Origin of the sequence: Pseudomonas sp. R3.Fl, from assembly GCF_023516765.1 — a bacterium.
GTDB classification, from domain to species: Bacteria; Pseudomonadota; Gammaproteobacteria; order Pseudomonadales; family Pseudomonadaceae; genus Pseudomonas; species Pseudomonas citronellolis.
Map to the genome: position 1 here is coordinate 430,334 of NZ_JAMGSO010000001.1, position 26,305 is coordinate 456,638.

At 68.1% G+C, this 26,305-nt stretch carries 29 protein-coding genes; 13 read left to right on the forward strand and 16 right to left on the reverse strand.

What is annotated here, in order from left to right; all coding sequences use genetic code 11:
* Window positions 1-45: 45 nt before the first annotated feature.
* Window positions 46-588 (reverse strand): Hsp20/alpha crystallin family protein, encoded by a 543-nt coding sequence (locus tag M8R19_RS01615; protein WP_043271710.1) that lies wholly within the window; start codon window positions 586-588, stop codon window positions 46-48.
* A 205-nt stretch (window positions 589-793) separates the two neighbouring features.
* On the opposite strand from M8R19_RS01615, the gene M8R19_RS01620 reads away from it, so the two are divergent.
* Window positions 794-1,495 (forward strand): ferredoxin reductase domain-containing protein, encoded by a 702-nt coding sequence (locus M8R19_RS01620; RefSeq protein WP_135499896.1) that lies wholly within the window; start codon window positions 794-796, stop codon window positions 1,493-1,495.
* Window positions 1,496-1,587: 92 nt separating this feature from the next.
* Window positions 1,588-2,484 (forward strand): universal stress protein, encoded by an 897-nt coding sequence (locus M8R19_RS01625; protein ID WP_074978650.1) that lies wholly within the window; start codon window positions 1,588-1,590, stop codon window positions 2,482-2,484.
* An 80-nt stretch (window positions 2,485-2,564) separates the two neighbouring features.
* Here the strand turns inward: M8R19_RS01625 and M8R19_RS01630 are convergent, their stop codons facing one another.
* The 3 genes from M8R19_RS01630 to M8R19_RS01640 all read right to left on the reverse strand — a co-directional run bounded on the left by M8R19_RS01630 (window position 2,565) and on the right by M8R19_RS01640 (window position 3,788).
* Window positions 2,565-2,762 carry a hypothetical protein gene (locus M8R19_RS01630; RefSeq protein ID WP_074978648.1) on the reverse strand — a complete coding sequence of 66 codons (198 nt, stop codon included), beginning with the start codon at window positions 2,760-2,762 and terminating at the stop codon, window positions 2,565-2,567.
* Between the two features lie 16 nt (window positions 2,763-2,778).
* The gene (locus tag M8R19_RS01635) at window positions 2,779-3,342 is read right to left on the reverse strand and encodes a GNAT family N-acetyltransferase (RefSeq protein ID WP_249916826.1); all 564 of its coding nucleotides are present in this window, start codon (window positions 3,340-3,342) and stop codon (window positions 2,779-2,781) included.
* 176 nt (window positions 3,343-3,518) lie between these two features.
* Entirely contained in the window at window positions 3,519-3,788 is a 270-nt protein-coding gene (locus M8R19_RS01640; RefSeq protein WP_051879039.1) for a hypothetical protein, read from the reverse strand.
* Window positions 3,789-4,321: 533 nt separating this feature from the next.
* On the opposite strand from M8R19_RS01640, the gene M8R19_RS01645 reads away from it, so the two are divergent.
* The 3 genes from M8R19_RS01645 to M8R19_RS01655 are packed head-to-tail and all read left to right on the forward strand — an operon-like array spanning window position 4,322 to window position 8,120.
* Window positions 4,322-5,680 carry a glutamine synthetase family protein gene (locus tag M8R19_RS01645; protein ID WP_116423346.1) on the forward strand — a complete coding sequence of 453 codons (1,359 nt, stop codon included), beginning with the start codon at window positions 4,322-4,324 and terminating at the stop codon, window positions 5,678-5,680.
* A 44-nt stretch (window positions 5,681-5,724) separates the two neighbouring features.
* The gene (locus tag M8R19_RS01650) at window positions 5,725-6,810 is read left to right on the forward strand and encodes a polyamine ABC transporter substrate-binding protein (protein ID WP_249916827.1); all 1,086 of its coding nucleotides are present in this window, start codon (window positions 5,725-5,727) and stop codon (window positions 6,808-6,810) included.
* 14 nt (window positions 6,811-6,824) lie between these two features.
* Window positions 6,825-8,120, forward strand: a complete 1,296-nt coding sequence (locus M8R19_RS01655) for an NAD(P)/FAD-dependent oxidoreductase (protein ID WP_074978639.1) — start codon at window positions 6,825-6,827, stop codon at window positions 8,118-8,120.
* Window positions 8,121-8,513: 393 nt separating this feature from the next.
* Here the strand turns inward: M8R19_RS01655 and M8R19_RS01660 are convergent, their stop codons facing one another.
* From M8R19_RS01660 to M8R19_RS01675, 4 genes are all read right to left on the reverse strand, one after another.
* A complete protein-coding gene (locus M8R19_RS01660) occupies window positions 8,514-9,395 on the reverse strand; it encodes a helix-turn-helix domain-containing protein (RefSeq protein ID WP_249916828.1) in 882 nt (293 codons plus the stop codon).
* A gap of 107 nt (window positions 9,396-9,502) precedes the next feature.
* Entirely contained in the window at window positions 9,503-10,696 is a 1,194-nt protein-coding gene (locus M8R19_RS01665; RefSeq protein WP_249916829.1) for an MFS transporter, read from the reverse strand.
* A gap of 103 nt (window positions 10,697-10,799) precedes the next feature.
* Window positions 10,800-11,228 carry a nuclear transport factor 2 family protein gene (locus tag M8R19_RS01670; protein WP_249916830.1) on the reverse strand — a complete coding sequence of 143 codons (429 nt, stop codon included), beginning with the start codon at window positions 11,226-11,228 and terminating at the stop codon, window positions 10,800-10,802.
* Between the two features lie 142 nt (window positions 11,229-11,370).
* Window positions 11,371-11,931, reverse strand: a complete 561-nt coding sequence (locus tag M8R19_RS01675) for a GNAT family N-acetyltransferase (RefSeq protein ID WP_502942777.1) — start codon at window positions 11,929-11,931, stop codon at window positions 11,371-11,373.
* Between the two features lie 96 nt (window positions 11,932-12,027).
* Here M8R19_RS01675 and M8R19_RS01680 point away from each other — a divergent pair, with 96 nt between their 5' ends.
* Both M8R19_RS01680 and M8R19_RS01685 read left to right on the forward strand, forming a co-directional pair.
* A complete protein-coding gene (locus tag M8R19_RS01680; RefSeq protein ID WP_249916832.1) occupies window positions 12,028-12,459 on the forward strand; it encodes a GNAT family N-acetyltransferase in 432 nt (143 codons plus the stop codon).
* Between the two features lie 52 nt (window positions 12,460-12,511).
* Window positions 12,512-12,688, forward strand: coding sequence for a hypothetical protein (locus tag M8R19_RS01685; RefSeq protein WP_249916833.1), 177 nt, complete (start codon window positions 12,512-12,514; stop codon window positions 12,686-12,688).
* Window positions 12,689-12,931: 243 nt separating this feature from the next.
* On the opposite strand, the gene M8R19_RS01690 is transcribed toward M8R19_RS01685, so the two are convergent.
* The 4 genes from M8R19_RS01690 to M8R19_RS01705 all read right to left on the reverse strand — a co-directional run bounded on the left by M8R19_RS01690 (window position 12,932) and on the right by M8R19_RS01705 (window position 15,726).
* The gene (locus M8R19_RS01690) at window positions 12,932-13,456 is read right to left on the reverse strand and encodes a thioredoxin family protein (protein WP_249916834.1); all 525 of its coding nucleotides are present in this window, start codon (window positions 13,454-13,456) and stop codon (window positions 12,932-12,934) included.
* Between the two features lie 64 nt (window positions 13,457-13,520).
* Window positions 13,521-13,919, reverse strand: coding sequence for a cupin domain-containing protein (locus tag M8R19_RS01695; RefSeq protein ID WP_009622411.1), 399 nt, complete (start codon window positions 13,917-13,919; stop codon window positions 13,521-13,523).
* Window positions 13,920-14,038: 119 nt separating this feature from the next.
* The gene (gene ilvA / locus M8R19_RS01700; RefSeq protein WP_249920119.1) at window positions 14,039-15,553 is read right to left on the reverse strand and encodes a threonine ammonia-lyase, biosynthetic; all 1,515 of its coding nucleotides are present in this window, start codon (window positions 15,551-15,553) and stop codon (window positions 14,039-14,041) included.
* A gap of 11 nt (window positions 15,554-15,564) precedes the next feature.
* Window positions 15,565-15,726, reverse strand: a complete 162-nt coding sequence (locus M8R19_RS01705; RefSeq protein WP_159458822.1) for a hypothetical protein — start codon at window positions 15,724-15,726, stop codon at window positions 15,565-15,567.
* Between the two features lie 368 nt (window positions 15,727-16,094).
* On the opposite strand from M8R19_RS01705, the gene M8R19_RS01710 reads away from it, so the two are divergent.
* Window positions 16,095-16,259 (forward strand): hypothetical protein, encoded by a 165-nt coding sequence (locus M8R19_RS01710; RefSeq protein ID WP_167543644.1) that lies wholly within the window; start codon window positions 16,095-16,097, stop codon window positions 16,257-16,259.
* 16 nt (window positions 16,260-16,275) lie between these two features.
* Here the strand turns inward: M8R19_RS01710 and M8R19_RS01715 are convergent, their stop codons facing one another.
* On the reverse strand, window positions 16,276-17,160 hold the full coding sequence (locus M8R19_RS01715) for a Dyp-type peroxidase (RefSeq protein WP_249916835.1): 885 nt from the start codon (window positions 17,158-17,160) through the stop codon (window positions 16,276-16,278).
* Window positions 17,161-17,617: 457 nt separating this feature from the next.
* Between M8R19_RS01715 and M8R19_RS01720 the strand changes: the two genes are divergently transcribed.
* The 4 genes from M8R19_RS01720 to M8R19_RS01735 all read left to right on the forward strand — a co-directional run bounded on the left by M8R19_RS01720 (window position 17,618) and on the right by M8R19_RS01735 (window position 22,276).
* The gene (locus M8R19_RS01720; RefSeq protein WP_249916836.1) at window positions 17,618-19,084 is read left to right on the forward strand and encodes a high affinity choline transporter 1; all 1,467 of its coding nucleotides are present in this window, start codon (window positions 17,618-17,620) and stop codon (window positions 19,082-19,084) included.
* 321 nt (window positions 19,085-19,405) lie between these two features.
* A complete protein-coding gene (dkgB, locus tag M8R19_RS01725; protein WP_249916837.1) occupies window positions 19,406-20,209 on the forward strand; it encodes a 2,5-didehydrogluconate reductase DkgB in 804 nt (267 codons plus the stop codon).
* Window positions 20,210-20,285: 76 nt separating this feature from the next.
* Entirely contained in the window at window positions 20,286-21,050 is a 765-nt protein-coding gene (locus M8R19_RS01730) for an SDR family oxidoreductase (RefSeq protein WP_249916838.1), read from the forward strand.
* 326 nt (window positions 21,051-21,376) lie between these two features.
* Entirely contained in the window at window positions 21,377-22,276 is a 900-nt protein-coding gene (locus M8R19_RS01735; RefSeq protein ID WP_116423333.1) for a LysR family transcriptional regulator, read from the forward strand.
* On the opposite strand, the gene rhtA is transcribed toward M8R19_RS01735, so the two are convergent.
* Window positions 22,277-23,164 (reverse strand): threonine/homoserine exporter RhtA, encoded by an 888-nt coding sequence (gene rhtA, locus M8R19_RS01740; RefSeq protein ID WP_043271732.1) that lies wholly within the window; start codon window positions 23,162-23,164, stop codon window positions 22,277-22,279.
* A gap of 50 nt (window positions 23,165-23,214) precedes the next feature.
* Here rhtA and M8R19_RS01745 point away from each other — a divergent pair, with 50 nt between their 5' ends.
* Window positions 23,215-23,817: a helix-turn-helix domain-containing protein gene (locus tag M8R19_RS01745; RefSeq protein ID WP_249916839.1), complete on the forward strand. Its 603-nt coding sequence runs from the start codon at window positions 23,215-23,217 to the stop codon at window positions 23,815-23,817.
* A 404-nt stretch (window positions 23,818-24,221) separates the two neighbouring features.
* Here M8R19_RS01745 and phnX read toward each other — a convergent pair whose 3' ends face one another.
* Entirely contained in the window at window positions 24,222-25,049 is an 828-nt protein-coding gene (gene phnX / locus M8R19_RS01750) for a phosphonoacetaldehyde hydrolase (protein WP_009622432.1), read from the reverse strand.
* Between the two features lie 51 nt (window positions 25,050-25,100).
* The gene (locus M8R19_RS01755) at window positions 25,101-26,216 is read right to left on the reverse strand and encodes a 2-aminoethylphosphonate--pyruvate transaminase (protein WP_249916840.1); all 1,116 of its coding nucleotides are present in this window, start codon (window positions 26,214-26,216) and stop codon (window positions 25,101-25,103) included.
* Between the last annotated feature and the right edge of the window lie 89 nt (window positions 26,217-26,305).

Genomic DNA, 26,305 nt, shown 5'->3' on the forward strand with positions numbered 1-26,305 from the left:
CCATTCGACGAAGGGGCGCGCCTGCCGCCAGGCGCGCCCCCCGCATCAATCGCCGTTCTTCACCGGGATGACCTTCTCCGGGTGCACCGCCTCGGCACGCTTGGGCAGATGCACCTGCAGCACGCCCTTGGAGAACTGCGCGTGGACCTTCTCCGCGTCCACTTCCTTGGGCAGCCGGAACACCCGCTCGAAGCTGCCGTAGTGGCGTTCCGACAGGTGGTACTCCTTGCGCTTCTCGTCCTTCTCTTCCTTCTTCTCGCCCTTGATGACCAGGTTGCCGTTGGCCAGCTTCACCTCGATGTCCTTCTCATCCATGCCGGGCAGCTCGGCGCTGATGCGGTACTCCTCGGCCTGCTCGCTGACGTCCACCGCGGGCAGGCCGCGGCTGAACGGCTCGCGCCGCCAGAACGGCTCCACGTCGAAGGCGCTGTGGCCGAAGGGCAGGCGCAGCGGCGTGCGGCCGAAGTCGTCGAACAGGCTGTCGATCTGCCGTCGCAGCGTATCGAAGGGGCTGGCGCCGGGGGTTGGCGCCTTGGCCGGTTGGCTGGGGGACGGCGTGACGGGGACTTGCTTTGCGGGGTCGGACATGGGGAATTCCTCCGCTGGATGAACCGCCTCGGAAATGGGGCGAATCGATTCTGCGACGGCCATGGCGGCTGTCCTTGATCCCGGTCAAAACGCCGGCCTCGGTCCCCGCGGCGCAGAACTTGATGGCGGTCAAGGCGGCCCGGCCCGCGGCGCCTAGCCTGACCCGAAACGACGCGTCTGGTCGACCTCGCCAAGGGGGCGCGCAATGGAACGGGTACGGCTACTGGAAGTGCTTTGCCTGCCGGGCACCGGGCAATGCCTGCGCCTGCTGCTGGAGGACGACGCGGGCAGCGCCGTCATACCCGGCCAGTATTGCCTGCTGGGCGTGCATGGCGGGGCCCTGCAGCCGTGCAGCTACATCAGCCTGCCGGAGCACCACGGGCCGTTCATCGTCAGCGCCAGCCACCCCGGCCGGTTCGCGGCCACGGACGGCTGGCTGGACTACCGCGGCCCCCTGGGCGTCGGCTGGCCCCTGCCGCTGCGCGCCGGCCGGCTGCTGGTGGTGGCCAGCGGCAACGGCCTGCTGTCGGTGGCGGCGGCGATCGACGAACTGGCCTGCTGGATGCCCGCGCTGCGCCTGGACCTGATCGCCGATGCCGCCAGCCTGGCGGGCCTGCCCGAGGAATGCCGGCGCTGGCTGCACTCGCTGGGCCTGCTCGACGAAAGGGTCCACGGCGCCTGCCTGCTGGAACGCCTGCACCGGCAACTGCTGGAGCGGCTGCCCGACGTGGTGTTCTGCGCCACCCCGGATTTTCTCGGCCGCAGCGCGGCCCAGGCGTGCCTGCGCAGCGGGGTGCCGGCGGCGAGCATCTGGCTGCGCAACGAGCGCCTGCAGTCGCCGCCCCCGGCCGAAGGACCGGTGGTCCGCTTCGATCGCCTGCCGCCCCCTCTCCACCAGCGTTCTTGATGCGCATCAAAGTGCCCGCACGCGCCCCGGCCCAGGCTCACAGCCACCCAGCCCGCGCCGCCCGTGGCGCGGGCGCCGCTGCGGAGACCGCCATGAACGCCTACTCGCGCCTGCTCCTGATCTGCGACACCCACCAGCACTATTCCGCCGCCATGGCCCGCGCCCAGGCCCTGGCCGACTCCGCCGGCGCCAGCCTGCACATGCTGATGATCGACAGCCTGGCGCCAGCCCTGAACACCCTCGACTACGACCTGCAGCAACGCGCCCGCAACACCATCCAGGAGCGGCACCAGGCCTGGCTCGACGACCAGGTGGAGCTGCTGCGCGGGCGCGGCATCGAGGCCAGCGCCGAGGCGGTGTGGAGCGACGACCCGCTGCAGGAAGTCCTGCGCCGGGTGCGCGAACGCGGCTTCGACCTGCTGATCAAGGACGTCCACTACGAAACGGCCGTGAGCCGGGCGCTGATGACGCCGCTGGACTGGCAACTGCTGCGCCAGTGCGCGGTGCCGCTGCACCTGGTGAGCCACGCGGAGCATCCCCTGCCGCGCAAGGTGGTGGCGGCGCTGGACCTGTCCCAGGACGACACCCGCGTCGACGAACTGAACGAACGCATCGTCGAATCGGCCCAGCAGCTCGCGCTGCAATGCGACGCCGAGCTGCACCTGCTGCAGGCCTACGACCTGAGCAGCAGCTTCCTCGCCTATGCCGTGGGGCCGGTGGCCTGGACCAGCGAAATCCAGGAGCAGATGAGCGGCCGCGCCACCGAGCGCATGCAGCGCCTGGGCGAACGCTTCGGCATCGAGCAGAAGTGCCTGCACCTTATCAAGGGCGCGGCCAACCGCGTCATCGCCGAATTCGTCGACGACTACCGGATGGACGTGGTGGTCATGGGCACCCTCTACCACGCCGGGCTGGCGAAGATCGTCGGCAGCACCACCGAGCAGGCGCTGTACCGGGTGCACTCCAGCATCCTGGCGATACGCCCCTGAACGGCCGGTGAGCGGCCGCCCCTTATGGGCGGCCAGGAGGGCCCACGGTGCGCCGGCCGTGACCGCGGCCCGTGGAAGGCTCAGCCCGCGCGGCGCTGGGCCTGGCGCTTCTCGGCGTCGCGGCGCTGCGCCTCGGCCAGCACGTGGGGCGCGGCGATGCGCTGCTGCAGGCGCTCAAGGTAGGCGTTGGCCTGCTCCGCGTTGCGGAAAGGCACGCGGAACTGGTCGAGCTGGACGTAGCAGCGCCCGTCGCCGGTGCACAGCAGTTGGATGTGCATGGCTGCCTCCCCCGCTTCAGGTCGCCGGTTGCAGCTGCAGGGTATGGATGGTCTGCGTGGGGTCTTCGGGGTCCTGGTGGCTGCTGAAGCCGAGGAAGCGCACCAGCTCGTGCATCGGCGCGTTGGCCGCCGAATCGATCGAATACATCTGCGTCATGCCGTTGCGCCGGGCGGTTTCGATCAGATGGCGCATGAGGGCCACCCCCAGGCCGCGGTGCCGCCAGTCATCGGCCACCGTCACCGCGCACTCGCAATGGCCGGTGTCGGCGCCGCGGGCGTAGCGGCTGACGCCCACTTCCACCAGCTCGCCGTCCTGGTGCACCAGGGCGATGTAGGCGGCGCTGTCGTGGAAGTCCACCGTCATCAACTGGTCGAGCAGTGCCGGGCTGACCTCGCGCATGCTGCACAGGAAGCGGAAATGCCGCGCCTCCGGCGACAGCCGGGCGATGAAGTCCGCCTCGCGCTGGCGGTCTTCCGCGCGCAACGGCCGGATCAGAACATGGCTGCCGTCGGGCAGGGCCTCGACCCAATGCTCGTCGGGGGCTTCGGTGGTGGGCTGTGAAGGCTGGGTGGTGGGCATGGAAACCTCCTGGCGTGGCGCCGGCGTGGGAAGGAACCGCCGGGTCACTTGTACGCCGCGGGGCGAACGGAAGTTTGACCACGATCAAATCACGGGGAGGACGACGCTGCCGGCGGTCGAACGGTACGCCGCCAGCGCCGCCCCGTCATGGCCCCGGCGCGCCCGGGGCCGGGGCATTACCCTCGCTTGACCTGCGCCAGCTCGTACAGCTGCCGCGCTTCCGCCGCCAGCGGCGCAAGCGCGGCAGCCATGCGGGCCTGGAGGTGGGTCAGGGGCATTTCGTCGGCGCTGTCCTCCAGCATGTGCAGCAGGTCTTCCAGCGCGCTCAGGCGGCGGACGGCGGCTTCGTGGAGGTGGTCGGCGGGGGCGTTGGGGTTGACGTACAGCACGTCGTCGTGGGGCTCGGTGGCCGGGCTTAGGGGGATGAGGGGAACGAGGTCAGCCATGACGGACCTCCTGGAGGGTGCTGCGGGGGTGTTGCTTGGACTGAACGACAAGGCAGTGCATGTTCCATCTTGCTCCTCTATGGGATAAGGGAGCCGCCTCCTGGAAGGGAGAGGCGGACCGTGCCAGGGTAGGAATACCGGACAACAGAGAAACCGGCAGGCCGAAGCCTCCTCGCACGGCCCGCCATGGAAACGCAGGGAGTCAGACACAAGAAGCTGCCTTTCCCTGCGGCTATGGCGCCGCCGTGCTCTGTTGTCGTTCCGGGGTTCCTACGCCCCGCCACGGACGAACCGTGGCAGACGGAATCTACGGATGCGCCTTGTAAGGGCTCAAGGCAGTTGCCGCGACGGAAACTTCCCCTGATTCCGCCCGAAGAATCGCCACAAGTCCCCCGCCCTGCGCCGCCCGCGGCCTCAAGCGTGCGGAAAGTGGATAGAACGCCCCCGCCCGGCGGACGAAACTAGCCCCGCGGCCAGGCAGCGCCACGCTGCCGGCGCCCCCACCCAGAACCCATGAACCATCCGAGGCTTGTATGAGCACCCCCGCCGAGCAACTGGAGCAACGGCTGAAGCAACAGAAAATCACCGAAGTCGAATGCGTGGTCAGCGACCTGACCGGCATCGCCCGCGGCAAGATTTCCCCCACCAACAAGTTCCTCGGCGAAGGGGGCATGCGGCTCCCGGAAAGTGTGCTGCTGCAGACCGTCACCGGCGATTTCGTCGATGACGACGTCTATTACGAACTGCTGGACGAAGCCGACATCGACATGGTCTGCAAGCCCGACCCGGACGCCATCTTCCTGGTGCCCTGGGCGCTGGAGCCGACCGCGATGGTCATCCACGACACCTTCGACAAATACGGCAACCCCATCGAGCTGTCGCCGCGCAACGTGCTCAAGCGCGTGCTGAAGCTGTACGCCGACAAGGGCTGGAGCCCGGTGGTGGCGCCGGAGATGGAGTTCTACCTGACCAAGCGCAGCAGCGACCCGGACTTCCCCCTGGAAGCCCCGGTGGGCCGCTCGGGCCGCGCCGAGAGCGGCCGGCAGAGCTTCTCCATCGATGCCGCCAACGAGTTCGACCCGCTGTTCGAAGACGTCTACGACTGGTGCGAACTGCAGGGCCTGGACCTGGACACGCTGATCCACGAGGACGGCCCGGCGCAGATGGAGATCAACTTCCGCCACGGCGACGCGCTGAGCCTGGCCGACCAGATCACCGTGTTCAAGCGCACCATGCGCGAGGCCGCGCTCAAGCACGACGTGAGCGCCACCTTCATGGCCAAGCCGATCACCGACGAGCCGGGCAGCGCCATGCACATCCACCAGAGCGTGCTGGACATCGCCACCGGCAAAAACGTCTTCGCCAACGAGGACGGCTCCATGAGCGAGCTGTTCCTGCACTTCATCGGCGGCCTGCAGAAGTACATCCCGAAAGTGCTGCCGATGTTCGCGCCGAACGTGAACTCCTTCCGCCGCTTCCTGCCGGACACCTCCGCGCCGGTGAACGTCGAGTGGGGCGAAGAGAACCGCACCGTGGGCCTGCGCGTGCCGGCCGCCCCGCCCGCGGCCATGCGCGTGGAGAACCGCCTGCCCGGCGCCGACGCCAACCCCTACCTGGCGCTGGCCGCCAGCCTGCTGTGCGGCTACCTGGGCATGATCGAGCAACTGAACCCCAGCGCCCCGGTACAGGGCCGCGCCTACGAGCGCCGCAACCTGCGCCTGCCGATCACCATCGAGGACGCCCTGGCGCAGATGGAAGAGTGCGAGGTGCTCGGCGAATACCTGGGCCGCAAGTTCGTGCAGGGCTACGTCGCGGTGAAGCGCACCGAGCACGAGAACTACAAGCGGGTGATCAGTTCCTGGGAGCGCGAGTTCCTGCTGCTGAGCGTCTGATCCGCCCTTTTCGCCTCAACCACAACAACAATTCAGGAGTCGTCATGAGACTGCTGCGCTACCTTGCGCCCTTCGCCCTGGCCACGCTGGCCGCGGGCGCCCACGCCGAACCGACCGTCAGCGTCTACAACTGGACCGACTACATCGCCCCGGACACCCTCGGCGGCTTCCAGAAGGCCACCGGCATCAAGCCGGTCTACGACGTCTTCGATTCCAACGAGACCCTGGAAGGCAAGCTGCTGGCCGGCCGCACCGGCTACGACGTGGTGGTGCCCTCCAACCACTTCCTCACCCGCCAGGTGCAGGCCGGGGTGTTCCTGGAGCTGGACCGCAGCAAGCTGCCGAACTGGAAGCACCTGGACCCGCGGCTGCTCAAGCTGCTGGAGCAGAACGACCCGGGCAACAAGCACTCGGTGCCCTACCTGTGGGGCACCAACGGCATCGGCTACAACGTGGCGAAGGTCAAGCAGGTGCTGGGCGTGGACCACATCGATTCCTGGGCGGTGCTGTTCGAGCCGGAGAACATCAAGAAGCTCAGCGCCTGCGGGGTGGCCTTCATGGACTCGCCCGACGAGATGATCCCCTCGGTGCTCAACTACCTGGGCCTGGACCCCAACAGCACCAACCCGGCGGACTACCCGAAGGCCGAGGCCAAGCTGGTGGCGGTGCGCCCCTACGTCACCTACTTCCATTCCTCGAAGTACATCTCGGACCTGGCCAACGGCAACATCTGCGTGGCCTTCGGCTACTCCGGCGACGTGTTCCAGGCCGCCGCGCGGGCCCGGGAAGCGAAGAACGGCATCGAGATCGCCTACGCCATTCCCAAGGAAGGCGCGAACCTGTGGTTCGACCTGATGGCCATTCCCTCGGACGCGACGCACCCCGAGCAGGCCCTGGCCTTCATCAACTACGTTCTCGATCCGCAGGTGATCGCCGGCATCAGCGAGTACGTCGGCTACCCCAGCGCCAACGCCGACGCCAAGACGCTGCTGCCCGCCCAGATGCAGAACGACCCCGAGGTCTACCCGAGCCAGCAGGTGCTGGACAAGCTGTACATCGCCAAGGCGCCGCCGCCCAAGATCATGCGCCTGATGACCCGCAGCTGGAGCAAGATCAAGTTCAACCAATGAAGCGAGAGCGAGCCATGAGCCACACCGACGAGCAGGTCGCGTCCTACTACGCCGCCAGCGCCCGGGACAAACAGCCCTACCCTGCGCTGGAGGGCGAGGTTCGCGCGGACGTCTGCGTCGTCGGCGGCGGGCTCACCGGCGTCAACACCGCGCTGGAGCTGGCCCAGCGCGGCCTCAGCGTGGTGCTGCTGGAGGCCCGCTGCATCGGCTGGGGCGCCAGCGGGCGCAACGGCGGCCAGCTGATCCGCGGCATCGGCCACGACGTCAGCGGCTTCGCCAAGTACGTCGGCGAGGAAGGCGTGCGCTACCTGGAGCGGGCCGGCACCGAGTCGGTGGAGCTGGTGGCGCAGCGCATCCGCGACCTGGCCATCGAATGCGACCTGCGCTGGGGCTTCTGCGAGCTGGCCAACACCCCGGCGCAGTATGCCGGCCTGGTGGAGGAGCACGCCCAGCTGAGCACCCAGGGCTACCCGCACGAAACGCGTCTGGTGGCGCCGGAGCGCATCCGCGAGGTGGTGGCCAGCGACCAGTACGCCGGCGGCCTGGTGGACATGGGCTCGGGGCACCTGCACCCGCTCGACCTGGTGCGCGCTGAGGCCCGCGCGGCGGCCGCCCTGGGCGCCAGGGTGTTCGAGCGCAGCCCCGCCCTGCGCATCGAGCACGGCCGCCAGGTGGTGGTGCACTGCGCGCGGGGCCGGGTGCTGGCCGACAACCTGGTGCTCGGCTGCAACGCGCACCTGGAAGAACTGGAACCGCGGCTGACCGGCAAGGTGCTGCCCGCCGGCAGCTACGTGGTGGCCAGCGAGCCGCTGCCCGAGGCGCTGGCGGCGCAGCTGATCCCGCAGAACATGGCGCTGTGCGACCAGAAGGTGGGGCTGGACTACTACCGCCTGACGGCCGACCGCCGCCTGCTGTTCGGCGGCGCCTGCCACTATTCCGGGCGCGACCCGAAGGACATCGGCGCCTACATGCGGCCGAAGGTGCTCAAGGTGTTCCCGCAACTGGCGGACGTAAGGCTGGACTACCAGTGGGGCGGCATGATCGGCATCACCGCCAACCGCTTCCCCCAGGTGGGGCGGCTCAAGGCGCAGCCGAACGTGTTCTTCGCCCAGGGCTATTCCGGCCACGGGCTGAACGTCACGCACTGGTCGGCGAAGCTGCTGGCTGAGGCCATCCACAGCGGCCACAGCCAGGGCCTGGACCTGTTCAGCGCGGTGCCGCACCTGACCTTCCCCGGCGGCAAGCTGCTGCGCTCGCCACTGCTGGCCCTGGGCATGGCCTGGTACCGGATACGCGAGAAGCTGGGCTGAGGCTCGCGCCGAAATGCTCTTCGTAGGAGCGAGCTTGCTCGCGAACAGACTCCGCTGCGGGGCTCATTCGCGAGCAAGCTCGCTCCTACGAGAAGCCGTACACCCTCCGGCAAACACAACACCCGTAGGATGGGTTGAGCGAAGCGATACCCATCATTCCTTTGCGTGGCGCGAAGAGCTCTTCGTAGGAGCGAGCTTGCTCGCGAACGGTGTTGCCGGCGGCGCAGGTGCTGGGCACAAGAGCCCCTCTCCCCAACCCTCTCCCTGAAGGGAGAGGGAGCTGTCCTGAGTGCGCTGGTAGTCCGGCGCCATCCTCGCACCCCGCCTTTCCGGCGAACACCGTAGGGCGGATAACCGTTCGCGGTTATCCGCCGCTGGCCGAAGGTAACGGCGCTAAGGCCGGGCACCCTGCCTGACAGTAGCCTTGGGATACTCACCGAACAGCGCATGGTAGGACTGGGAGAAGCGCCCCAGGTGCCAGAACGACCACTTCATCGCCACCTCGGCGACGGTCATGCCCGACTCGGCGGCGCCCAGCAGGTCGCGGCGGGCGGCGTTCAGGCGGCGGTTGCGCAGCCAGACGATGGGCGGCATGCCGGCGTAACGCAGGAAGGATTGCTGCAGGGTGCGCGGCGAAACGCCCGCCTTCGCCGCCAGCTCGGCCATCGCGAAGTTCTCTTCGGGGCAATCGTTCACCACGTCCTTGACCCGCTGCACCACGCGCTTGGCCTGGACGATGGAGCGCGAACGCTGCTCGTCGCCGGCCGGCGCCTCGCAGAGCAGGGAGAAGCAATTGGCGACGATGGCCTGCGCCACGCCGGGGGCCTCCACCGGGTACCGCCCGGCGCCTGCGCCGACGAGCAGATCGCTCAGCGAAGCCGCCAGCGAGCGGCAGCCGTCGGAGCGCAGGGGCGTCAGCACCAGGTCGGCGAAGTCGTCCAGCGCCTGGCCCCACTGCCCCGCCTGCTTGATCACCACCGCCACCTCGCGGTAGTTCTCCGGCGTGACCCAGGCGTTGCGCGTCTCGCCATCGAGCAGGTAGAGGGTGTTCTCCGACATGTCGAAGCTGAACACCAGCGCGCCGGGCGGCGCATGGAACTCCTGCTCCACGCGCAGGTTCATCTGCTCCTCGTAGAGCTCGATGCCCTCGACCTCGGCATGCAGGATGCGCCCGGCGAAGCGCCCGGCGGACATCTGCGTGTACTGCTGCTCCCAACCCGGAATGGCTATCCGCTGCTGATCGACTTCCTGCGCTTCGACAACCCTGATCACCATACCCGGGGCCTGTGTTCTTCTTTAGGCCGCGAAGGCTATCAATGGCGGCGAAGGTGGTGCAAGCGGCAACCCGTGCCGGCGGGCCCGGAAGGCGGCGGTTCCGGCATTCAGGCCTGCCGGGCGGCCGGCAGCGCCGCGCCCAGGCGGTAGAACACCCCGCCGGCGACGACGAAGGCGCCCAGCATCACGAACATCCAGTGCGCCGGCAGGCTCGCCAGCACCCAGCCGCAGAGCACCGGCCCCAGGGCGCCGCCGAGGTTGCAGAGGTTCTGCGCGCCGTAATACATGCCACGCAGCTGCGGCGGGGCGATGCGGTCGATGAACATGTATTCGGCGGGGAACACGATGATCTCGCCCAAGGTGAACACCGCCATCGCCAGCACCCAGTGCAGCACGCTGGTGGACAGCGCGAAGCCGATCACCCCGGCCAGGAACAGCGCCAGCCCGGCCAGCAGCCAGGTTTCCAGGCGGTTTTCGTCGATGCGCCGGCCCAGCGGGTACTGCAGGGCGATCACCACCAGGGCGTTGACCGCCACCACGGTGCTGATGACCTGGTAGGCCACCTCGGCGCTGCGGGTGGTGACCAGGTACTGCGAGAGGTAGGCGGTGAACTGGCCGAACACCACCGCGCTGAGCACGCCGCCGAGGGTGAAGCAGACCAGGCGCCGGTCATCCAGCAGCACGCGGCCCAGGGCCAGGAAGGACACCGGCGCCTGCCCCGCTGGGGCCGGGCGCTGGCTGCGCTCGCCGTAGCCCAGGTACAGCAGCAGGAAGCCGGCGCCGAGCAGTGCGGAGACCACGAACGGCAGCTTCGGCGCCCAGTGGGCCAGCCCGGCGCCGAGGAAGGGGCCGACGGCATAGCCGATGTTGATAAAGGTGTAGCGGATGGAGAAGGCGCGGCCCTGCTCCTGCGCCGGCAGCAGGCGGCCGAAGCTCGCCTTCACCACCACGTCCACCGCCGAATAGGCGAAGTTGAAGGCCACCAGGAAGCCGAAGAACAGCCAGAGGTTGGCGGTGAGGCACATGCCGACGAAGCCGGCGATGAAGCACGCCGTGTATCCCAGGATCAGTCCGCGGCTGGACAGGCGGTCGGTCAGGTAGCCGCCGTATAGGCTCAGCACGGAGCCGGCGATCAGCGCGCCGCCGACGATGGCGCCGATGCGGGCGATCGGCAGGGCGAAGGCCGAGGACAGGTAGACGACCAGGAACGGCAGGCTGATGGCTCGCCCCAGGGTCAGGACGAAGGTGGCGCAGAACAGCAGGTTCACCGACCGCGGGTAACGCTTGAGTGCAGCGAGCATCCGTGTTCACTCGGCTGGGGGGACAACCGCCTCAGCCTAGCACAGGGCGCCGCCGCACCCGGGGTTCGGCCCGGCGCGTATGCCGGGCCGATGGGGTTTCCGGTCAGGCCTTGGCCGTCGCCAGGTAGGCGCCCACGCGCCGGCCCATTTCCTCGCCCAGGGCCTGCAGGCCGCTCATGGGGCGCACCATGACTTCGAACTCGACGATGCGGCCCTGCTCGTCGAAGCGGATCATGTCGATGCCTTTGAGGTCGCGGCCGTTGACCTTGGCGCTGAACTCCAGCACCACGCTCAGGCCGTCGGCGCTGGCCAGCTCGCGGTGGTAGGTGAAGTCGGCGAAGACCTGCAGCACGGTGTTGAGGATGGTCGCCGCCACCTTCGCGCCCGGGTAGGGCGTGTGCGCCATGGGCGAGCGGAACACCACGTCCTCGGCCAGCAGCTCGGGCAACGCGCTGAAGTCACGCTGCGCGATCATGCGGTGCCAGTGCTGGAGGGAGGCGGCAGCCCGGGGTTGCAGTTGCAATTCGCTCATCATCGGTTCCTCTGTCTCGTCGTTCTTGTAATGCAGGGCCATCCGGCAGCGCCGGACGCTGTGGTCAGAGGAACCATAAGACCGGCCCCGGCGCGGCTCAATGATCGCAAATGACAGACCTATGACCCGCGCGCGCAGCGGCTCAGTGGATGGCCGGCGTCACCAGGTAGCTCAGCAGTTGCTCGTCGTCGCCCGGCTCGACGGACAGCGCCGGCCGCGGCAGCACCTCCAGCACCGCCTGCCAGAAGGCCCGCGCCGCCTCGTCCTGGCGGTAGAAGCGCACCAGCCAGGCGCCCTCCCCGCGCGTCAGCACCTGGGTCGCCACAGCGCGGCCGATGCCCTGGCGGCGGTACTTCTTCAGGATGAACAGGTCGGCCAGCTCCAGGGCATCGATGCCCGGCAGCTCGCTGCGTTCGATGAGCACGAAGCCGGCGATGAAGCCGTCGACCAGCACCAGCTCGGCGCTCCACTGCGGCGCCTGCCAGTAGCGCGCCAGGTGTTCCTCGTGGATGTAGAAGCGGCCGTCGGCCTCGACGTCTTCCTGCTCCCAGTCCGAGGACTCGTAGGCATAGAACTGGTAGAGGTTGCGGATCAGCTCGCTGTGCTCGGGGCCGGTCCGCAGCAGCTCGACGGTGGTGGTGCTCATGGGCGGTGCTCGCGGGTGGCGGTCATGGGGTGCTCGGTGTCTGGCGCGGGCGCGCATTCTTCACCAAAGCGCGCGCCGGTGCCAGCGCGGGGCACCGGACACAGGCCCCGCTTACCCTCTAGACTAGGCGCTTTCCCACGCCCAGGAGGCGCCATGTCGCAAGCCCGCTACCAGTTCACCCCCGGTGCCGATCCCCAGGCCCGGGCCGTCGTGGAGGAAGGCCTGCGCGCCTATAACGTCGAGCGGATGGGTACGGCGTATGGCTACGAGGGTTTCGAGCTGTATGCCCGTGATGCCCAGGGGCAGGTGGTGGGCGGGTTGTTCGGCCATTCGGGGATGGGGTGGTTGTACGTGGACTATCTGTGGCTGGATGCGAGGCAGCGCGGTGCGGGGTTGGGGGCGCAGTTGCTGGCGCTGGCCGAGGAGGAAGCGCGGCGTCGTGGGTGTGTGGGGGTGTTCCTTTATACCTACAGCTTCCAGGCGCCGGGGTTCTATCGGAAGCAGGGGTTCGAGCTGATGGGTGTGCTGGAGGATTGCCCGCCGGGGCATCAGCGGTTTTATCTGAAGAAGCGGTTGGTGGGGTAAGCGGAGCCAGACTGCACCAGGGAGGAAACGAGGCGTGGAAGAGCTTTTCAACATGCTGTCTGAGGTCGTCTGTTACAAGGTCGGCTTCTTCGTCCTCAAGGGCCTCACCTTCGGTCGCTTCCAGGGCAAGAGCAGCTACTGGGACGGCCTGGTGGTACTGGTCGGAGCATTGGTGCTGCTGTCGCCCTTAATCGCCTGGATCACTTGGCTGATCTGGTCGGATGCATAGGGTACGGAGGACGCTTACCGGAGGCTCTGGTACGGGAGTTCGAGCCCGCCCCTCTCCCTAACCCTCTCCCTGAAGGGAGAGGGGACCGTTGGGCAGACGCTGGTGTTCTGGAGTCAGCCGGCTAGCACTGAGATTGCCGGCTGAAACCAGGCCTTCTCTCGGCACGGACTGGCCCCCTCTCCCTTCAGGGCGGGGCGCGCAGCCGAGGGCTGGGGAGAGGGAACAGCATCAACCCCAAACACCTCACCCACCAGCAAACACCCTCCCCTCCACCCCCTCAAACACCGCCACCAGATCGAGCACCGTACTCTCCAGATAATCCCCCGCCCGATACGCCGGCTTCACCCCGTCCCACCCCGCCACCACCACCTGCGGCCGTTCGATGAAGCGCCCGACCACCTCGAACCCGGCATCCAGCACTACCACCAGCGGAATGGCCACGCGCTCCAACCCCAGGCGCTCCTGCAGTTCATTCTCGGCACGCCCCTTGGAGATCACCGCCAGGCCGATGCGCGGCTGCTGGCGACACATCCAGTCCAGGGCCGTGACGTTGAGTTGGCAATCCGGGCACCACATCTCGCCGGCCACCAGCAGGTGGTAGCGGCCTTGCACCGCGGCCAGGCGTTCGCGGGTGGCGGCGCTGATCAGGCCCGGCTCTTCGAGCCTTTGCTGCACCGCGCGCACCGCGGCGATTTCCGCCGGCAGGCCGCGGGCGACGAAGGCGTCGAAGCCTTCGCCGATGGCGAAGAGTTCCTGGTAGCTGGCCATGGCGGGTTCCCTCGTTTGTCGGTCGATCAGGGCATCCCAGCAGAAATGGCCGGCGGCGGCAATCTCACTGCTTCAGCGGCGTCAGCACCGGGGCCTTTTCGTCCAGCAGCATCCACACCAGCAGCTTGGCCGGCTGCGTCGCGCTGGCGTTGCGCGAGACCAGGTGCGGCGTGTTGGCCGCCTCGTACCAGGACTGGCCGGCCTTGTAGGTCACCGGCGGCTGGCCCTGCAGTTGCGACACCACCGCGCCTTCCAGCACGTAGGCGAACACCGCGCCGGCGTGGACGTGGGGCGCCGAGGCCTCGCCAGGCTTGTAGCTGACCTCGATCAGCAGGCCCTTCTTGCCGGGGGCGTCGGGCAGCGCGTGTTCCTGCAGGGTGGCGATCTTCTCGTGCTCGGCCCCGTGGGCCAGTGCGGGCAGCGCCAGCACCAGGCCGGCGAACAGCAGATTGCGAAGGGACATCGGACGGCTCCTCGGGCCAGGGGCCCAGCGGGTTGAAGGGCGGTTGCCCCAAGCTACGCCGACCCCGGGGCGGGCCCAATAGCCAATCGCGGCGAAGTTCGCCAGTCCACTGCCCTGCCCTAGCCGATGAACAGCCGGTACGCCGGGTTCTCGCTCTCGTCCCAGTAGCGGTAGCCGATGGCGTCGAGCACCGCGCCCAGTTCGCCGCGCTCGTGCTCGGGCACCTGCAGGCCGGCCAGCACACGGCCGTCGGCGGCGCCGTGGTTGCGGTAGTGGAACAGGCTGATGTTCCAGCGCCCGCCGAGACGTTCGAGGAAGTTGAACAGCGCCCCCGGCCGCTCGGGGAATTCGAAGCGGAACAGCCGCTCCTGCTCCACCTGCGGCGCGCGGCCGCCGACCATGTGGCGGATGTGCAGCTTGGCGGCCTCGTTGTCGGTCAGGTCCAGCACCGGGAAGCCCCGCTCGCGCAGTTGCTCCACCAGCGCCGGGCGCGGGTCGTTCTGCGGGTGGGTCTGGATGCCGACGAAGATCTGCGCTTCCTCGCTGCGGTCGTAGCGGTAGTTGAACTCGGTGATCTGGCGCTTGCCCACCGCCTCGCAGAAGGCCTTGAAGCTGCCCGGGCGCTCGGGGATGGTCACCGCCAGGATGGCCTCGCGCTTCTCGCCCAGTTCGGCGCGCTCGGCGACGTGGCGCAGGCGGTCGAAGTTGATGTTGGCGCCCGAATCGATGGCCACCAGGGTCTGCCCCGCCGCGTCGTCGCGCTCGACGTACTTCTTGATCCCGGCCACGGCCAGGGCCCCGGCGGGCTCGGTGATGGAGCGGGTGTCGTCGTAGATGTCCTTGATCGCCGCGCAGATTTCGTCGCTGCTGACGGTGATCACCTCGTCCACGTAATGGCGGCACACCTCGAAATTGTGCGCGCCTATCTGCGCCACCGCCACGCCGTCGGCGAACAGGCCCACCTGTGGCAGCACCACGCGCTCGCCGGCGGCCAGGGCGGCCTGCAGGCAGTTGGAATCGTCCGGCTCGACGCCGATGACCTTCACTTCCGGGCGCAGGTATTTCACGTAGGCGGCGATGCCGGCGACCAGGCTGCCGCCGCCCACCGGCACGAAGATGGCGTCCAGGCGCCCGGGGTGCTGGCGGAGGACTTCCATGGCCACGGTGCCTTGCCCTGCGATCACGTCCGGGTCGTCGTAGGGCGGCACGAAGGTGTAGCCGTGGGCCTCGGCCAGTTGCAGGGCGTGGGCCAGGGCCTCGGGGAAGGCGTCGCCGTGCAGCAGCACCTTGCCGCCGCGGGAGAGCACGCCCTGCACCTTCAGCTCCGGCGTGGTGCGCGGCATGACGATGGTCGCGCTCACGCCCAGTTCCTTCGCCGCCAGCGCCAGGCCCTGGGCGTGGTTGCCGGCGGAGGCGGCGATCACCCCGCGCGAGCGCTCTGCCGTGCTCAACTGCGCCAGCTTGTTGTAGGCGCCGCGGATCTTGAAGGAGAACACCGGCTGCAGGTCCTCGCGCTTGAGCAGCACCTGGCAGCCCAGGCGCTCGGAGAGCTGGCGGGCCGGTTGCAGCGGGGTTTCGATGGCCACGTCGTAGACCGGCGCGGCGAGGATCTTGCGCACGTATTCCTTGAGCAGCGCGTCCTGGCTCATACGCGCGCCTCCCGGGTTCGGCCGCCGGCCGGCAGCTTGTCGAGCAGGTCGGCGCCGCAGGCGTCGTCGGTGTGGAAATCCATGAGGGGCTCGAACTGCCGGGCGTTGATCAGCCGATCCGCCTGTTCGATGGCCTGGGTGACGCGGTGGGGGCTCATTGGGCCTGTCTCCTGCTGGGCTTTTTCACGGGGCCCGGGAGACAGTCAGAAAAAACCCGCCTCCAAGGCGGGTTCGGTGGACGTCGGCTAACCCGCCAATTGCGTAATGGCGGTAATAATGATTCGGCCGAAGTTCAGGGTTGTGCGGGTCATGCCGGCCAACTTAGGCGAAGCCGGGGGCGGCCGTCAAGCGTAGGCATTGCCTGACAGACATGGACCATTTCATTTCGGCCCGCTCGGGAACGGTGACGATCTTCAGCGGTCTGTCAGCGACAGGCCAGGAAAGCGGCAGATTTCCCAGGCCCAACCATACTGTCGATACCGCTCGATGCAGGGATCGCCCAACCGCGAACAGGGAGACGTCCTTCGTGCAGAACTTCCTTCACCACTACCAGACCGCCTACCGCAAGCTGCGCAACCTGCATTGCAGCGGCCTCACCGCCATGCACCGGGCCTTCCGCTATGCGGCCTTCGGCAGCACCGGGCGCTTCGTCAACGGCTATACGCAGATGCGCATTCACCTCAGCCGCTGAGAGCGCCCGCCCCGCGTCAGCCGAGCAGCGCGCCCAGGTCGAGCAGGCCGTCGCGGCGCGGCGGGCACCAGTAGTAGCCGCCGCTGAGCGGGCGGCTGAAGCGGTACAGGGCGTCGACTATGCCGTCGTCCAGGCCGCTCATGCGCCGCAACTGCGCCTCGAAGGCGTCCAGGCTGCGGCCGAAGGCCAGGAACATCAGGCCGGCCTCGGCGCCCGCGGTCCAGGGCATCGAGCGGCGCACCACGAAGGCCTCGGGCTCGAAGCTCTCCTGGGCGGTGCGCTTGACGTGGGCGGACTCGGGCGCCTCGTCCAGTTCCTCGTTGTCGCGCTTGCGCCGGCCGATGATGTCGTCCTGCTCGGCCAGGGGCAGCGCGGCGAAGGCCTGCAGCTGGTGGCGCCACTGCTGGATGGCGGCGAAGCTGCCGCCGTCCAGGCCGGCGCCGGTGCCAGCGACGACCGCCGCATCCACCGCGTCTTCATCCTGCGGGTTCTCGGTGCCGTCCTCGTAGCCGGTCAGGTCCAGGCCGGCGCCGTGGCGGAAGGCCTCGACCTGCTCCACCAGCGTCAACGCCGGCGCCAGTTCGCGCTCCAGCGCATGGGTGCGCAACAGCAGGTCGCCACGGTCCTCGCCGCGCAGCCACACCCACAGGGCGTGCTGAGTGGACGGGTTGTCGACGCCGGCGCCGGACAGCGCCGGGAACTCGCGCAGCCCCTCGACCTGGCGGCCCAGCACGCGCACCAGCGATTCGCCGAAGCCGACCACCGCGCTCGCTCCGTCGGCCAGCTGCAGCAGGCGGTCGAGGGCGGCCGGCAGGTGTTCCGCGGCCTGCAGGTCGAAGAACAGGTGGCGGGCCTGGGCGGGAACCGGGGTGGCGAGAATGCCGGGCTGGTAGAGGCTCATGGGGCGTCCTTGGGCGAAAAGGCGCGATTCTACTGGCTGGCGGCGGCTCCGCGTCAATGCGCGGCGCCCGTTCCGGCCCCCTGCCCTTGCCCGGCCGGCGCGGACGTGCGGTCACGAAACGCCTTGCAGGTCAGCCCGGAGCGGACCACGCGTTGTTCTTATCGAACACCAACTGTCAAATATTTCTGACTACCGGCGCAGTCCAACCGCGCTAAATCAAACAGTTGGACGAATCAAGTCTGCTCGCCTGTCATTTTTTTCATTCAATCGCTCTGTAATTGTTTGACATATTTTACGTCTTTGGCAGACTGCTCGCCCGTTGCGTTCCGGCCGGCAGTCCCTCCTGCCGACCGGCCCGGCACCCGCCGGGGCCGCCAAGTCCAAAAACAAAAACCGCCAGTCTGCGCCTCCCCTACCCGCCAAGCGCACCTGGCCAGCCAATGGAAAGAACGAACAAATGCTGATCTGGTTTGTCGGGATCTACCTGCTGATTACGGTCATCGTCGGCTTCTACGCCGCGACCCGCGTGCACAACTCCTCGGACTACGCAGCGGCCGGCCGCAGCATGTCCTTCCCCCTGGTCGTGACCATGGTGTTCGCCACCTGGTTCGGCTCCGAGGCCGTTCTGGGCATTCCCGCCACCTTCCTCCAGGAAGGCTTCGCCGGGATCATCGAAGACCCCTTCGGCTCCTTCGGCTGCCTGATGCTGGTGGGCCTGGTCTTCGCCCGCCCGCTGTACCGCCTGAACCTGATGACCATCGGTGACTTCTTCCGCAAGCGCTTCGGCCAGCACGTGGAAATCTTCACCAGCCTGGTGATCATCATCTCCTACATGGGCTGGGTAGCCGCCCAGCTGACCGCGCTCGGCGTGTGCTTCAGCGTGCTTTCCGACGGCGCCATCACCACCACCCAGGGCATGCTCATCGGCACCGTGATCGTGCTGCTGCACACCCTGTTCGGCGGCATGTGGTCCGTGGCCCTGACCGACTTCCTGCAGATGATCATCATCGTCTGCGGCCTGTGCTACCTGGTCTGGCTGATCGGCGACATGGCCGGCGGCCCGCAGGTGGTGATAAGCCACGCCGCGGCCGAAGGCAAGTTCCACTTCCTGCAGGGCACCTCGGCCAAGGACATAGTCGCCTTCCTCGGCGCGGCGGTGACCATGATGTTCGGCTCCATCCCGCAGCAGGACGTGTACGCCCGGGTGATGTCGGCCAAGACCGAGAAGATCGCCTCGCGCGCCACCATGACCGGCGCCGCCTGCTACCTGGTGTTCTGCATGCTGCCGATCTTCCTGACCTACGCCGCGTCGATGATCGACCCGCAGATGGTCAAGCACTGGCTGAACGAGGACGCCCAGCAGATCCTGCCGCACCTGATCATGGAGCGCACCCCGATGTTCGCCCAGATCATGTTCTTCGGCGCCCTGCTCTCGGCGATCATGTCCTCGGCCTCCGGCGCCCTGCTGGCCCCGTCGGTGACCCTCACCGAGAACATCCTCAAGCCCATGCTGCCGCACCTGAACGACCACCAGGCGCTGAAGCTGATGCGCGCCAGCGTGCTGGCCATGACCATCGCCACCTGCCTGTTCGCCTTCTACTCCAACGCCAGCATCTACGAGATGGTCGGCAACGCGTACAAGGTGACCCTGGTCGCCGCCGTGGTGCCGCTGTTCTTCGGCCTGTTCTGGAAGCGCGCTACCACCCAGGGCGCCCTGACCGCCATCGCCTGCGGGCTGATCGGCTGGATCTCGCTGGAGATGGGCCACCAGGAAGGCGACTTCTGGCCGCCGCAACTGGTGGGCCTGATCTGCAGCGCCTTCGGCATGATCATCGGCTCCCTGGCCCCGCAGTTCAGCAAGAACCACGGCGACCACACCGAGACGCTGACCGAGCAGGCCGCAGCAGCTGCCGCTGGCAACTGAGCCTCGCGCTGAATGGAAAAGCCCCGCCTTGGCGGGGCTTTTCTTTTGCGCGCTCTTCGTAGGAGCGAGCTTGCTCGCGAATAAACGCGGTGCCATGCAGTTCGCGAGCAAGCTCGCTCCTACGAAAAACCGTGCGATAGCCGGAATCACCGGCGCGATTCCCCTGTAGGAGCGCGCCCTGCGCGCGAAATCGCGGGCAGGGCCCGCTCCTGCAATTCGTGACTTCACGGCAAATATCCTTTGCCGCTACCTGCGTTTTTCTCAGCAGTGCATCCCCGGATACTAAGCTCCAGTGCAACCCATCCCCCACAGGAGATTCCCATGAGCATTCCCGCCCTCGGCCTCGGCACCTTCCGCCTCAAGGACCAGGTGGTCATCGACTCGGTATCCACCGCCCTGGAGCTGGGCTACCGCGCCATCGACACCGCGCAGATCTACGGCAACGAGGCCGAGGTCGGCCAGGCCGTGGCGGCCAGCGGCGTGCCGCGCGGCGAGCTGTACCTGACCACCAAGGTGTGGACCGAGAACCTCTCCCGCGACCGGCTGATCCCCAGCCTGGAAGAGAGCCTGGACAAGCTGAAGACCGACTACGTCGACCTCTGCCTGATCCACTGGCCCTCGCCGGGCGGCGCGGTGCCGGTCGCCGAATACATGGCGGCCCTGGCCGAGGCCAAGGCGCGTGGCCTGGCCCGCGAGATCGGCGTGTCCAACTTCACCCTGGCGCTGATGCAGCAGGCCATCGACGTGGTCGGCGCCGGCGAGATCGCCACCAACCAGGTGGAGCTGCACCCCTACCTGCAGAACCGCAAGGTCGCCGGGTTCGCCGAACGCCACGGCATCCGCATCACTTCCTACATGACGCTGGGCTACGGCAAGGTGCTGGGCGACGCGGTGATCGGCGAGATCGCCCAGCGCCACGGCGCCACCCCGGCGCAGGTGGTGCTGGCCTGGGCCATGCAGCTAGGCTACGCGGTGATCCCCTCCTCCACCAAGCGCGCCAACCTGGCGAGCAACCTCGCCGCCCGCGAGCTGCGCCTGAGCGACGCGGACATGGCCGCCATCGCCGCCCTGGAGCGCAACGAGCGTATCACCAGCCCGGCCAGCCTGGCTCCGGCCTGGGACTGAAGCCGGCGGCTTGCGCTGCGGCCACGGCGCGGGTAAATGTCGTGGCCGCCACTTTCGCCATGAACAGGAGAACGCCATGGATCTCGGAATAGCTGGACGCTGGGCGCTGGTCTGCGCCGCCAGCAAGGGCCTGGGCAAGGGCTGCGCCAAGGCGCTGGCCGGCGAAGGCGTGAACCTGGTGATCAACGCCCGCGGCGCCGAGGCGCTGGAAGCCACCGCCGCGGAACTGCGCCGGCACGCGCCGGGCATCGAGGTGCGCTGCGTGCCCGGCGACGTGGGCCAGGCGGAGGTCCGCGCGGCCCTGCTGGCGGCCTGCCCGCAGGTGGACATCCTGATCAACAACGCCGGCGGCCCGCCGCCCGGCGACTTCCGCGACTGGGGCCGCGAGCAATGGCTGAGCGCCCTGGAGCTGAATATGCTCACCCCCATCGAGCTGATCAAGGCCACGGTGGACGGCATGGCCGAGCGCGGCTTCGGCCGGGTGGTGAACATCACCTCCTCGGCGGTGAAGGCGCCGATCGACATCCTCGGCCTGTCCAACGGCGCGCGCAGCGGCCTCACCGGTTTCGTCGCCGGCCTGGCCCGCCAGAGCCGCCTGGCCTCGCGCAACGTCACGCTCAACGCGCTGCTGCCCGGCTCCTTCGACACCGACCGCCTGCGCAAGGGCCTGGGCGACGACCAGGGCAAGGTCGAGCAGTGGCTGCAGGCGATCCCTGCCGGGCGCTTTGGAACACCGGAGGAGTTCGGGGCGTTCTGTGCCTTTGTTTGCAGTGCCCATGCGGGGTATCTCACCGGGCAGAATCTGTTGCTGGATGGTGGGGCTTATCCGGGGACGTTTTGAGTGGCGGCTTTACTTGTAGGAGCGAGCTTGCTCGCGAACGGGGCTTCGCCGGCATTCTCGGTGCTTGGCCTGAAGAACGCCCTCTCCCTAACCCTCTCCCTGAAGGGAGAGGGGACCGTTCGGAGCGGTTGGGTTTTCCAGAGTCAGCCGGCAGCTCTGGAGTTGCCGGCCGACATCAAATCCTCTCTCGGCACGATCTAGCCCCCTCTCCCTTCAGGGAGAGGGCTGGGGAGAGGGAAAGGAGTCAACCCAACGCACCACGCCCACCGGAAAGTACCATTCGCGAGCAAGCTCGCTCCTACGAAAAGCTGCCTCCAGGGCCCCCGATGAAAGTCCAATCCGACGAACTCCGCACCTTCACCACCGTCATCGACAGCGGCTCCATCACCGCCGCCGCCGAGCAACTGGGCCTCACCGCCTCGGCCGTCAGCCGCACCCTGGCGCGCCTGGAGGACAAACTCGGCACCACCCTGCTCAACCGCACCACGCGGCGCATGAAGCTCACCGAGGAAGGCCAGTTCTTCCTCGATAGCGCGCGGCACATCCTGGCGCAGATGGACGAGCTGGAAGAACGCCTGGCGCTGCGCCAACAACGGCCGGCCGGGCGTCTGCGGATCAACGCCGCCTCGCCCTTCATGCTGCACGCCGTGGTGCCGCACATCGACGCCTTCCGCGCGCAGTACCCGGACATCGAGCTGCAGCTGAACACCAACGACCTGAACATCGACCTGCTGGAACAGAGCACCGACGTCGCCATCCGCATCGGCACCCTCAGCGATTCGACGCTGCACGCCCGGCCCCTGGGCAGCAGCCGGCTGAACCTGCTGGCCAGCCCGGCCTACCTGGAAAAGCACGGCGCGCCGCAAAGCGTGGAAGACCTGGCCCGGCACAGCCTGCTCGGCTTCACCCAGCCGGAAAGCCTGAACGTCTGGCCGCTGCCCCATGCCGGCGGGGAAAGCCTGGCGATCACCCCCAACCTTTCCGCCTCCAGCGGCGAGACGCTGCGCCAGCTGGCCCTGGCCGGCCAGGGCATCGTCTGCCTGGCGGGTTTCATGACCTGCCACGACATCGCCGCCGGGCGCCTGGTCAAGGTGCTGCCGGAACTGGTGCGCGAGACGCGCCAGCCGATCAACGCGGTGTACTACCGCAACTCGCAGCTGGCCCTGCGCATCCAGTGCTTCCTGGACTTCATCCAGGAACGGCTGGCGACCACCCTCGGCGGCTGATCAGTCCGCCGCCACCACGCTCGCGGCGGGCTGCTTCGGCTGGCTGGTCAGGGTGGTGCCCACCGAGGCGAGCATGATCGCGGCGATGGCCAGCCACTGCAGCACGGTCAGCTGCTCGCCGAGGAACACCAGGCCGGACAGCGCGGCGAAAGCCGGCTCGATGCTCATCAGGGTGCCGAAGGTGCGCGCCGGCAGGCGTGTCAGGGCGATCATCTCCAGGGTGTAGGGCAAGGCGCTGGAGAGCACCGCCACGCCCAGCAGCGCCGGGATCAGCTGCAGGTCGAACAGCGCGGCGCCGGAATGCACCAGGCCCACGGGGAAGATGCATATCGCCGCGATGGTCACGCCCATGGCCGCCGTCTGGGTGCCGTGGTCGTTGCCGGCGCGCTGGCCGAACAGGATGTACATCGCCCAGCAGGCGCCCGCGCCCAGGGCCAGCGCGGCGCCCAGCGGGTCGACGCCATGGCCGAGCTCGCCGATGGGCAGCAGCAGCCAGAGGCCGCACACGGCGATGGCGATCCACAGGAAGTCGATGGGCTTGCGCGAGAAATACAGCGCCACCGCCAGCGGCCCGGTGAACTCCAGGGCCACGCCGACGCCCAGCGGGATCGTGCGCAGGGCCATGTAGAACATCAGGTTCATGCCGCCCAGGGTAATGCCGTAGGCCAGCAGCGGCCCCCAGGAACTGCGCGCGACGGGCTTGCGCCAGGGGCGCAGCACGGCGAGCAGGATGATCGCCGCGAACAGCAGGCGCATGGCCGTCACGCCCTGGGCGCCGAGCACCGGGAACAGGCTCTTGGCCAGGGCCGCCCCGCCCTGGATCGAGGCCATGGAGACGAGCAGCACGGCGACCGGGAAGAACAGCGTGGCGAAACGGGAACGCGGCATGGAGGCAGACCGAAAAGGTTGAAATGCAGCCAGGGACCTGGCGTATGCTTATGCGCAACATAATGCGCAAAATCGGTCGAATGAGCAATATATTGCCCAACACCAACGAACGCCCCAGCGTGCTCGTCCACGTCGCCGACAACGTCAAGACCCTGCGCCGCGCCGCGGGCCTGAGCCAGGACGCCCTGGCCAAGGCCAGCGGCGTCAGCCGGCGCATGCTGGTCGGCATCGAAGGCGGCGACACCAACGTCAGCCTGGCCACCCTCGACCGCATCGCCGCGGCCCTCTCGGTGACCTTCGCCGACCTGGTGCGCGCCCCGCAGACCGGCGACCTCTCACGCGTCGACGTGGTGGCCTGGGTCGGCCGCCAGGCAGAGAGCCGCGGCACCCTGCTGGCCAGCACCCCGGCCCGGGGCCAGGCCGAGCTGTGGCACTGGTCTCTGGCGCCGGGGGACAGCTACGACGCAGAGCCCGATGCCGAGGGGTGGTATGACATGGTTTACGTCATCGAGGGTCAGCTGACGCTGGAGATCGGTGACCAGCGTTGGGAGGTGGCTTGCGGGGGGTTCCATGTGTTCAAGAGCAACCAGCGGTTTTCCTATCGGAACCTGGGGGATGGGTTGCTGCGTTTTGTGCGCAATGTGGTGAATTGAGGGGGCTTTCGTAGGAGCGAGGGGGACGCCTAGTCCTTGCTCGCGAGCAGAGTTGGCTGGGGACTGCAGGTGCTGGGGTTGAGAGCGCCCTCTCCCTAACCCTCTCCCTGAAGGGAGAGGGGACCGTTCGGAGCGGTTGGGTTTTCCAGAGTCAGCCGGCAACTCTGGAGTTGCCGGCTGGCATCAAATCCTCTCTCGGCACGGACTAGCCCCCTCTCCCTTCAGGGCGGGGCGCGCAGCCGAGGGCTGGGGAGAGGGTTGCGGGGCCAACCCAATACGCCATAACCGCCGGTGAGCACCGTTCGCGAGCAAGGACTAGGCGTCCCCCTCGCTCCTACGAAAAGCCCCCACCCAGCAACGAAAAAGACCCGCCGAGGCGGGCCTTTCTCTCATGCCGGAAAACCTCAGAAGCTCTGCGGCATCTCCCCCCGCGCCAGGCGGGCGTTGATATCGGCCACCACCGCCGGCAGCTCCGCAATGGTGTCGATCAGGTAATGCGGGCGCGAGCCTTCGAACATCTGCCCGATCCGCCGGCGCTCCTGTTCCAGCTTGTCCTGCGGCAGCGCCTTGTACTGCTCGTAGGTCAGGCCCAGGGCGTTGCCCGAGCAGGTCAGCGCCACGGTCCACATGCCGGCGCGGCGGCCTTCGAGGATGCCCGGCCAGGTGTCGTCGACCTTCACGCAGGCGGCCACGTCGTCGATGCCCAGGGCGATCACGTTGGCCAGGGCCTGGGCCGGGTGCGGGCGGCCGTTGGGCACTTCGTCGGTGGCCACCACGTGGTCGGCGACGTAGCCGTTGCTGGCGGCCAGCTTGACCACCTTTTCCATCACCACCGCCGGGTAGCCGGAGCAGGAGCCGATCTTCAGGCCCTGTTCGCGCAGTTGGGCGATGGCGTCGAGGGCGCCGGGGATCAGCGCCGAGTGCTCGGCGATCTTCTCGATCTGCAGCGGCATGAAGCGTTCGTAGATGGCAGTGACGTCGTCGTCGGTGGGCGTGCGGCCGAACTTGGCCTGGTAGCGCTCGGCGATGGCCGGGATGTCGCACAGGGTGCGGATGTGGTCCCACTTGCCCATGCCCATGGGGCCGCGGGCTTCTTCCAGGCTGACCTGCACGCCGAACTCGGCGAAGGCCTCGACGAAGATCTGCGTCGGCGCGAAGGAGCCGAAGTCGACCACGGTGCCGGCCCAGTCCAGTACCACGGCTTGCAGTTGCTTGGGTTGTTCGTAGTTCATCGCTTCCATCCTGTTGTCGGGCGCAGGCCGGGCCTGCGCCGGGAAAGGGGTTCAGATCTCGAAGACTTCCATCTCGCGCAGCGTCTGGGCGATGGCCGCCACCGCTTCGCGCATGCCCTGGGCATCGACCTGGCCGATGCAGCCGACGCGGAAGGTTTCCACCTGGGTCAGCTTGCCCGGGTAGAGGATGTAGCCCTTCTCGCGCACCCGGTTGTAGAACTCGGTGAAGCTGTAGCGGGCATCGCGCGGGGCGTGGAAGGTGACGATGATCGGCGCCTGGATCGCGGCAGGGAGGAAGCTGCGGAATCCGAGTTTGGCCATCTCGCCCAGCAGAGTCTGGCAGTTGTCTGCGTAACGATTGTGACGGGCCGCCAGGCCGCCCTCCTCCTCGTACTGGCTCAGCGCCTCGTGCAGTGCGGCGACCACGTGGGTGGGCGGGGTGAAGCGCCACTGGCCGGTCTTGGCCATGTAGGCCTGCTGGTCCTGCAGGTCCATGGCCAGGGAGTGGCAGTTGCCGGCGCTGGCCGCCAGCGACTCGTTGCGGGCGAAGACGAAGCCCATGCCGGGCACGCCTTCCAGGCACTTGCCGGAAGCGGCGATCAGCGCGTCGAAGGGCACCTTGCGGGCGTCGATGTCGAGGGCGCCGAAGGAGCTCATGGCGTCGATGATCAGGCGCTTGCCGTGGGCCTCGACGACCTTGGCGATGGCTTCCAGCGGGTTGAGGATGCCGGTGCTGGTCTCGCAGTGGATCAGCGCCACATGGGTCACGGCCGGGTCGGCGGCGAGCAGGCGGTCGACGTCCTCGGCGGTAGTAGGCACGTCCTCTTCGGTTTCGAAGGTGCTGAACTGCCGGCCGATCACCTGGCAGATCTTCGCCAGGCGCTTGCCGTAGGCGCCGTTGATCAGCACCAGCACCTTGCCGTCGCGCGGCACCAGGGTGCCCACCGCGGCCTCGACGGAGAAGGTGCCGCTGCCCTGCAGCGGCACGCAGGTGTGGCTGCCTTCGCCATGGATGATGGCCAGCAGGCGGGAACAGACTTCGGCGGTCAGGGCGTTGAAATCGTTGTCCCAGGAGCCCCAGTCGACCAGCATGGCGCGGCGGGTCCGCGGGGAGGTGGTCAGGGGGCCGGGGGTCAACAGGATGGGCGCGCGCTCGGCAGTGCTCATGCTCGGTTCCTCTATCAGGGGAAAACCTGTGCGGGGTGAGGTTCTTGTCGCGGCCCGTCGACCGGGCCTGGACATACGTTGCCAAGCGA

What these genes read in the sequence shown, in the direction of transcription:
- M8R19_RS01615 (WP_043271710.1), bottom strand. Translation starts at nt 588, where the DNA reads ATGTCCGACCCCGCAAAGCAAGTCCCCGTCACGCCGTCCCCCAGCCAA.
- M8R19_RS01620 (WP_135499896.1), top strand. Translation starts at nt 794, where the DNA reads ATGGAACGGGTACGGCTACTGGAAGTGCTTTGCCTGCCGGGCACCGGG.
- M8R19_RS01625 (WP_074978650.1), top strand. Translation starts at nt 1,588, where the DNA reads ATGAACGCCTACTCGCGCCTGCTCCTGATCTGCGACACCCACCAGCAC.
- M8R19_RS01630 (WP_074978648.1), bottom strand. Translation starts at nt 2,762, where the DNA reads ATGCACATCCAACTGCTGTGCACCGGCGACGGGCGCTGCTACGTCCAG.
- M8R19_RS01635 (WP_249916826.1), bottom strand. Translation starts at nt 3,342, where the DNA reads ATGCCCACCACCCAGCCTTCACAGCCCACCACCGAAGCCCCCGACGAG.
- M8R19_RS01640 (WP_051879039.1), bottom strand. Translation starts at nt 3,788, where the DNA reads ATGGCTGACCTCGTTCCCCTCATCCCCCTAAGCCCGGCCACCGAGCCC.
- M8R19_RS01645 (WP_116423346.1), top strand. Translation starts at nt 4,322, where the DNA reads ATGAGCACCCCCGCCGAGCAACTGGAGCAACGGCTGAAGCAACAGAAA.
- M8R19_RS01650 (WP_249916827.1), top strand. Translation starts at nt 5,725, where the DNA reads ATGAGACTGCTGCGCTACCTTGCGCCCTTCGCCCTGGCCACGCTGGCC.
- M8R19_RS01655 (WP_074978639.1), top strand. Translation starts at nt 6,825, where the DNA reads ATGAGCCACACCGACGAGCAGGTCGCGTCCTACTACGCCGCCAGCGCC.
- M8R19_RS01660 (WP_249916828.1), bottom strand. Translation starts at nt 9,395, where the DNA reads ATGGTGATCAGGGTTGTCGAAGCGCAGGAAGTCGATCAGCAGCGGATA.
- M8R19_RS01665 (WP_249916829.1), bottom strand. Translation starts at nt 10,696, where the DNA reads ATGCTCGCTGCACTCAAGCGTTACCCGCGGTCGGTGAACCTGCTGTTC.
- M8R19_RS01670 (WP_249916830.1), bottom strand. Translation starts at nt 11,228, where the DNA reads ATGAGCGAATTGCAACTGCAACCCCGGGCTGCCGCCTCCCTCCAGCAC.
- M8R19_RS01675 (WP_502942777.1), bottom strand. Translation starts at nt 11,931, where the DNA reads ATGCGCGCCCGCGCCAGACACCGAGCACCCCATGACCGCCACCCGCGA.
- M8R19_RS01680 (WP_249916832.1), top strand. Translation starts at nt 12,028, where the DNA reads ATGTCGCAAGCCCGCTACCAGTTCACCCCCGGTGCCGATCCCCAGGCC.
- M8R19_RS01685 (WP_249916833.1), top strand. Translation starts at nt 12,512, where the DNA reads ATGCTGTCTGAGGTCGTCTGTTACAAGGTCGGCTTCTTCGTCCTCAAG.
- M8R19_RS01690 (WP_249916834.1), bottom strand. Translation starts at nt 13,456, where the DNA reads ATGGCCAGCTACCAGGAACTCTTCGCCATCGGCGAAGGCTTCGACGCC.
- M8R19_RS01695 (WP_009622411.1), bottom strand. Translation starts at nt 13,919, where the DNA reads ATGTCCCTTCGCAATCTGCTGTTCGCCGGCCTGGTGCTGGCGCTGCCC.
- M8R19_RS01705 (WP_159458822.1), bottom strand. Translation starts at nt 15,726, where the DNA reads ATGAGCCCCCACCGCGTCACCCAGGCCATCGAACAGGCGGATCGGCTG.
- M8R19_RS01715 (WP_249916835.1), bottom strand. Translation starts at nt 17,160, where the DNA reads ATGAGCCTCTACCAGCCCGGCATTCTCGCCACCCCGGTTCCCGCCCAG.
- M8R19_RS01720 (WP_249916836.1), top strand. Translation starts at nt 17,618, where the DNA reads ATGCTGATCTGGTTTGTCGGGATCTACCTGCTGATTACGGTCATCGTC.
- dkgB (WP_249916837.1), top strand. Translation starts at nt 19,406, where the DNA reads ATGAGCATTCCCGCCCTCGGCCTCGGCACCTTCCGCCTCAAGGACCAG.
- M8R19_RS01730 (WP_249916838.1), top strand. Translation starts at nt 20,286, where the DNA reads ATGGATCTCGGAATAGCTGGACGCTGGGCGCTGGTCTGCGCCGCCAGC.
- M8R19_RS01735 (WP_116423333.1), top strand. Translation starts at nt 21,377, where the DNA reads ATGAAAGTCCAATCCGACGAACTCCGCACCTTCACCACCGTCATCGAC.
- rhtA (WP_043271732.1), bottom strand. Translation starts at nt 23,164, where the DNA reads ATGCCGCGTTCCCGTTTCGCCACGCTGTTCTTCCCGGTCGCCGTGCTG.
- M8R19_RS01745 (WP_249916839.1), top strand. Translation starts at nt 23,215, where the DNA reads ATGCGCAACATAATGCGCAAAATCGGTCGAATGAGCAATATATTGCCC.
- phnX (WP_009622432.1), bottom strand. Translation starts at nt 25,049, where the DNA reads ATGAACTACGAACAACCCAAGCAACTGCAAGCCGTGGTACTGGACTGG.
- M8R19_RS01755 (WP_249916840.1), bottom strand. Translation starts at nt 26,216, where the DNA reads ATGAGCACTGCCGAGCGCGCGCCCATCCTGTTGACCCCCGGCCCCCTG.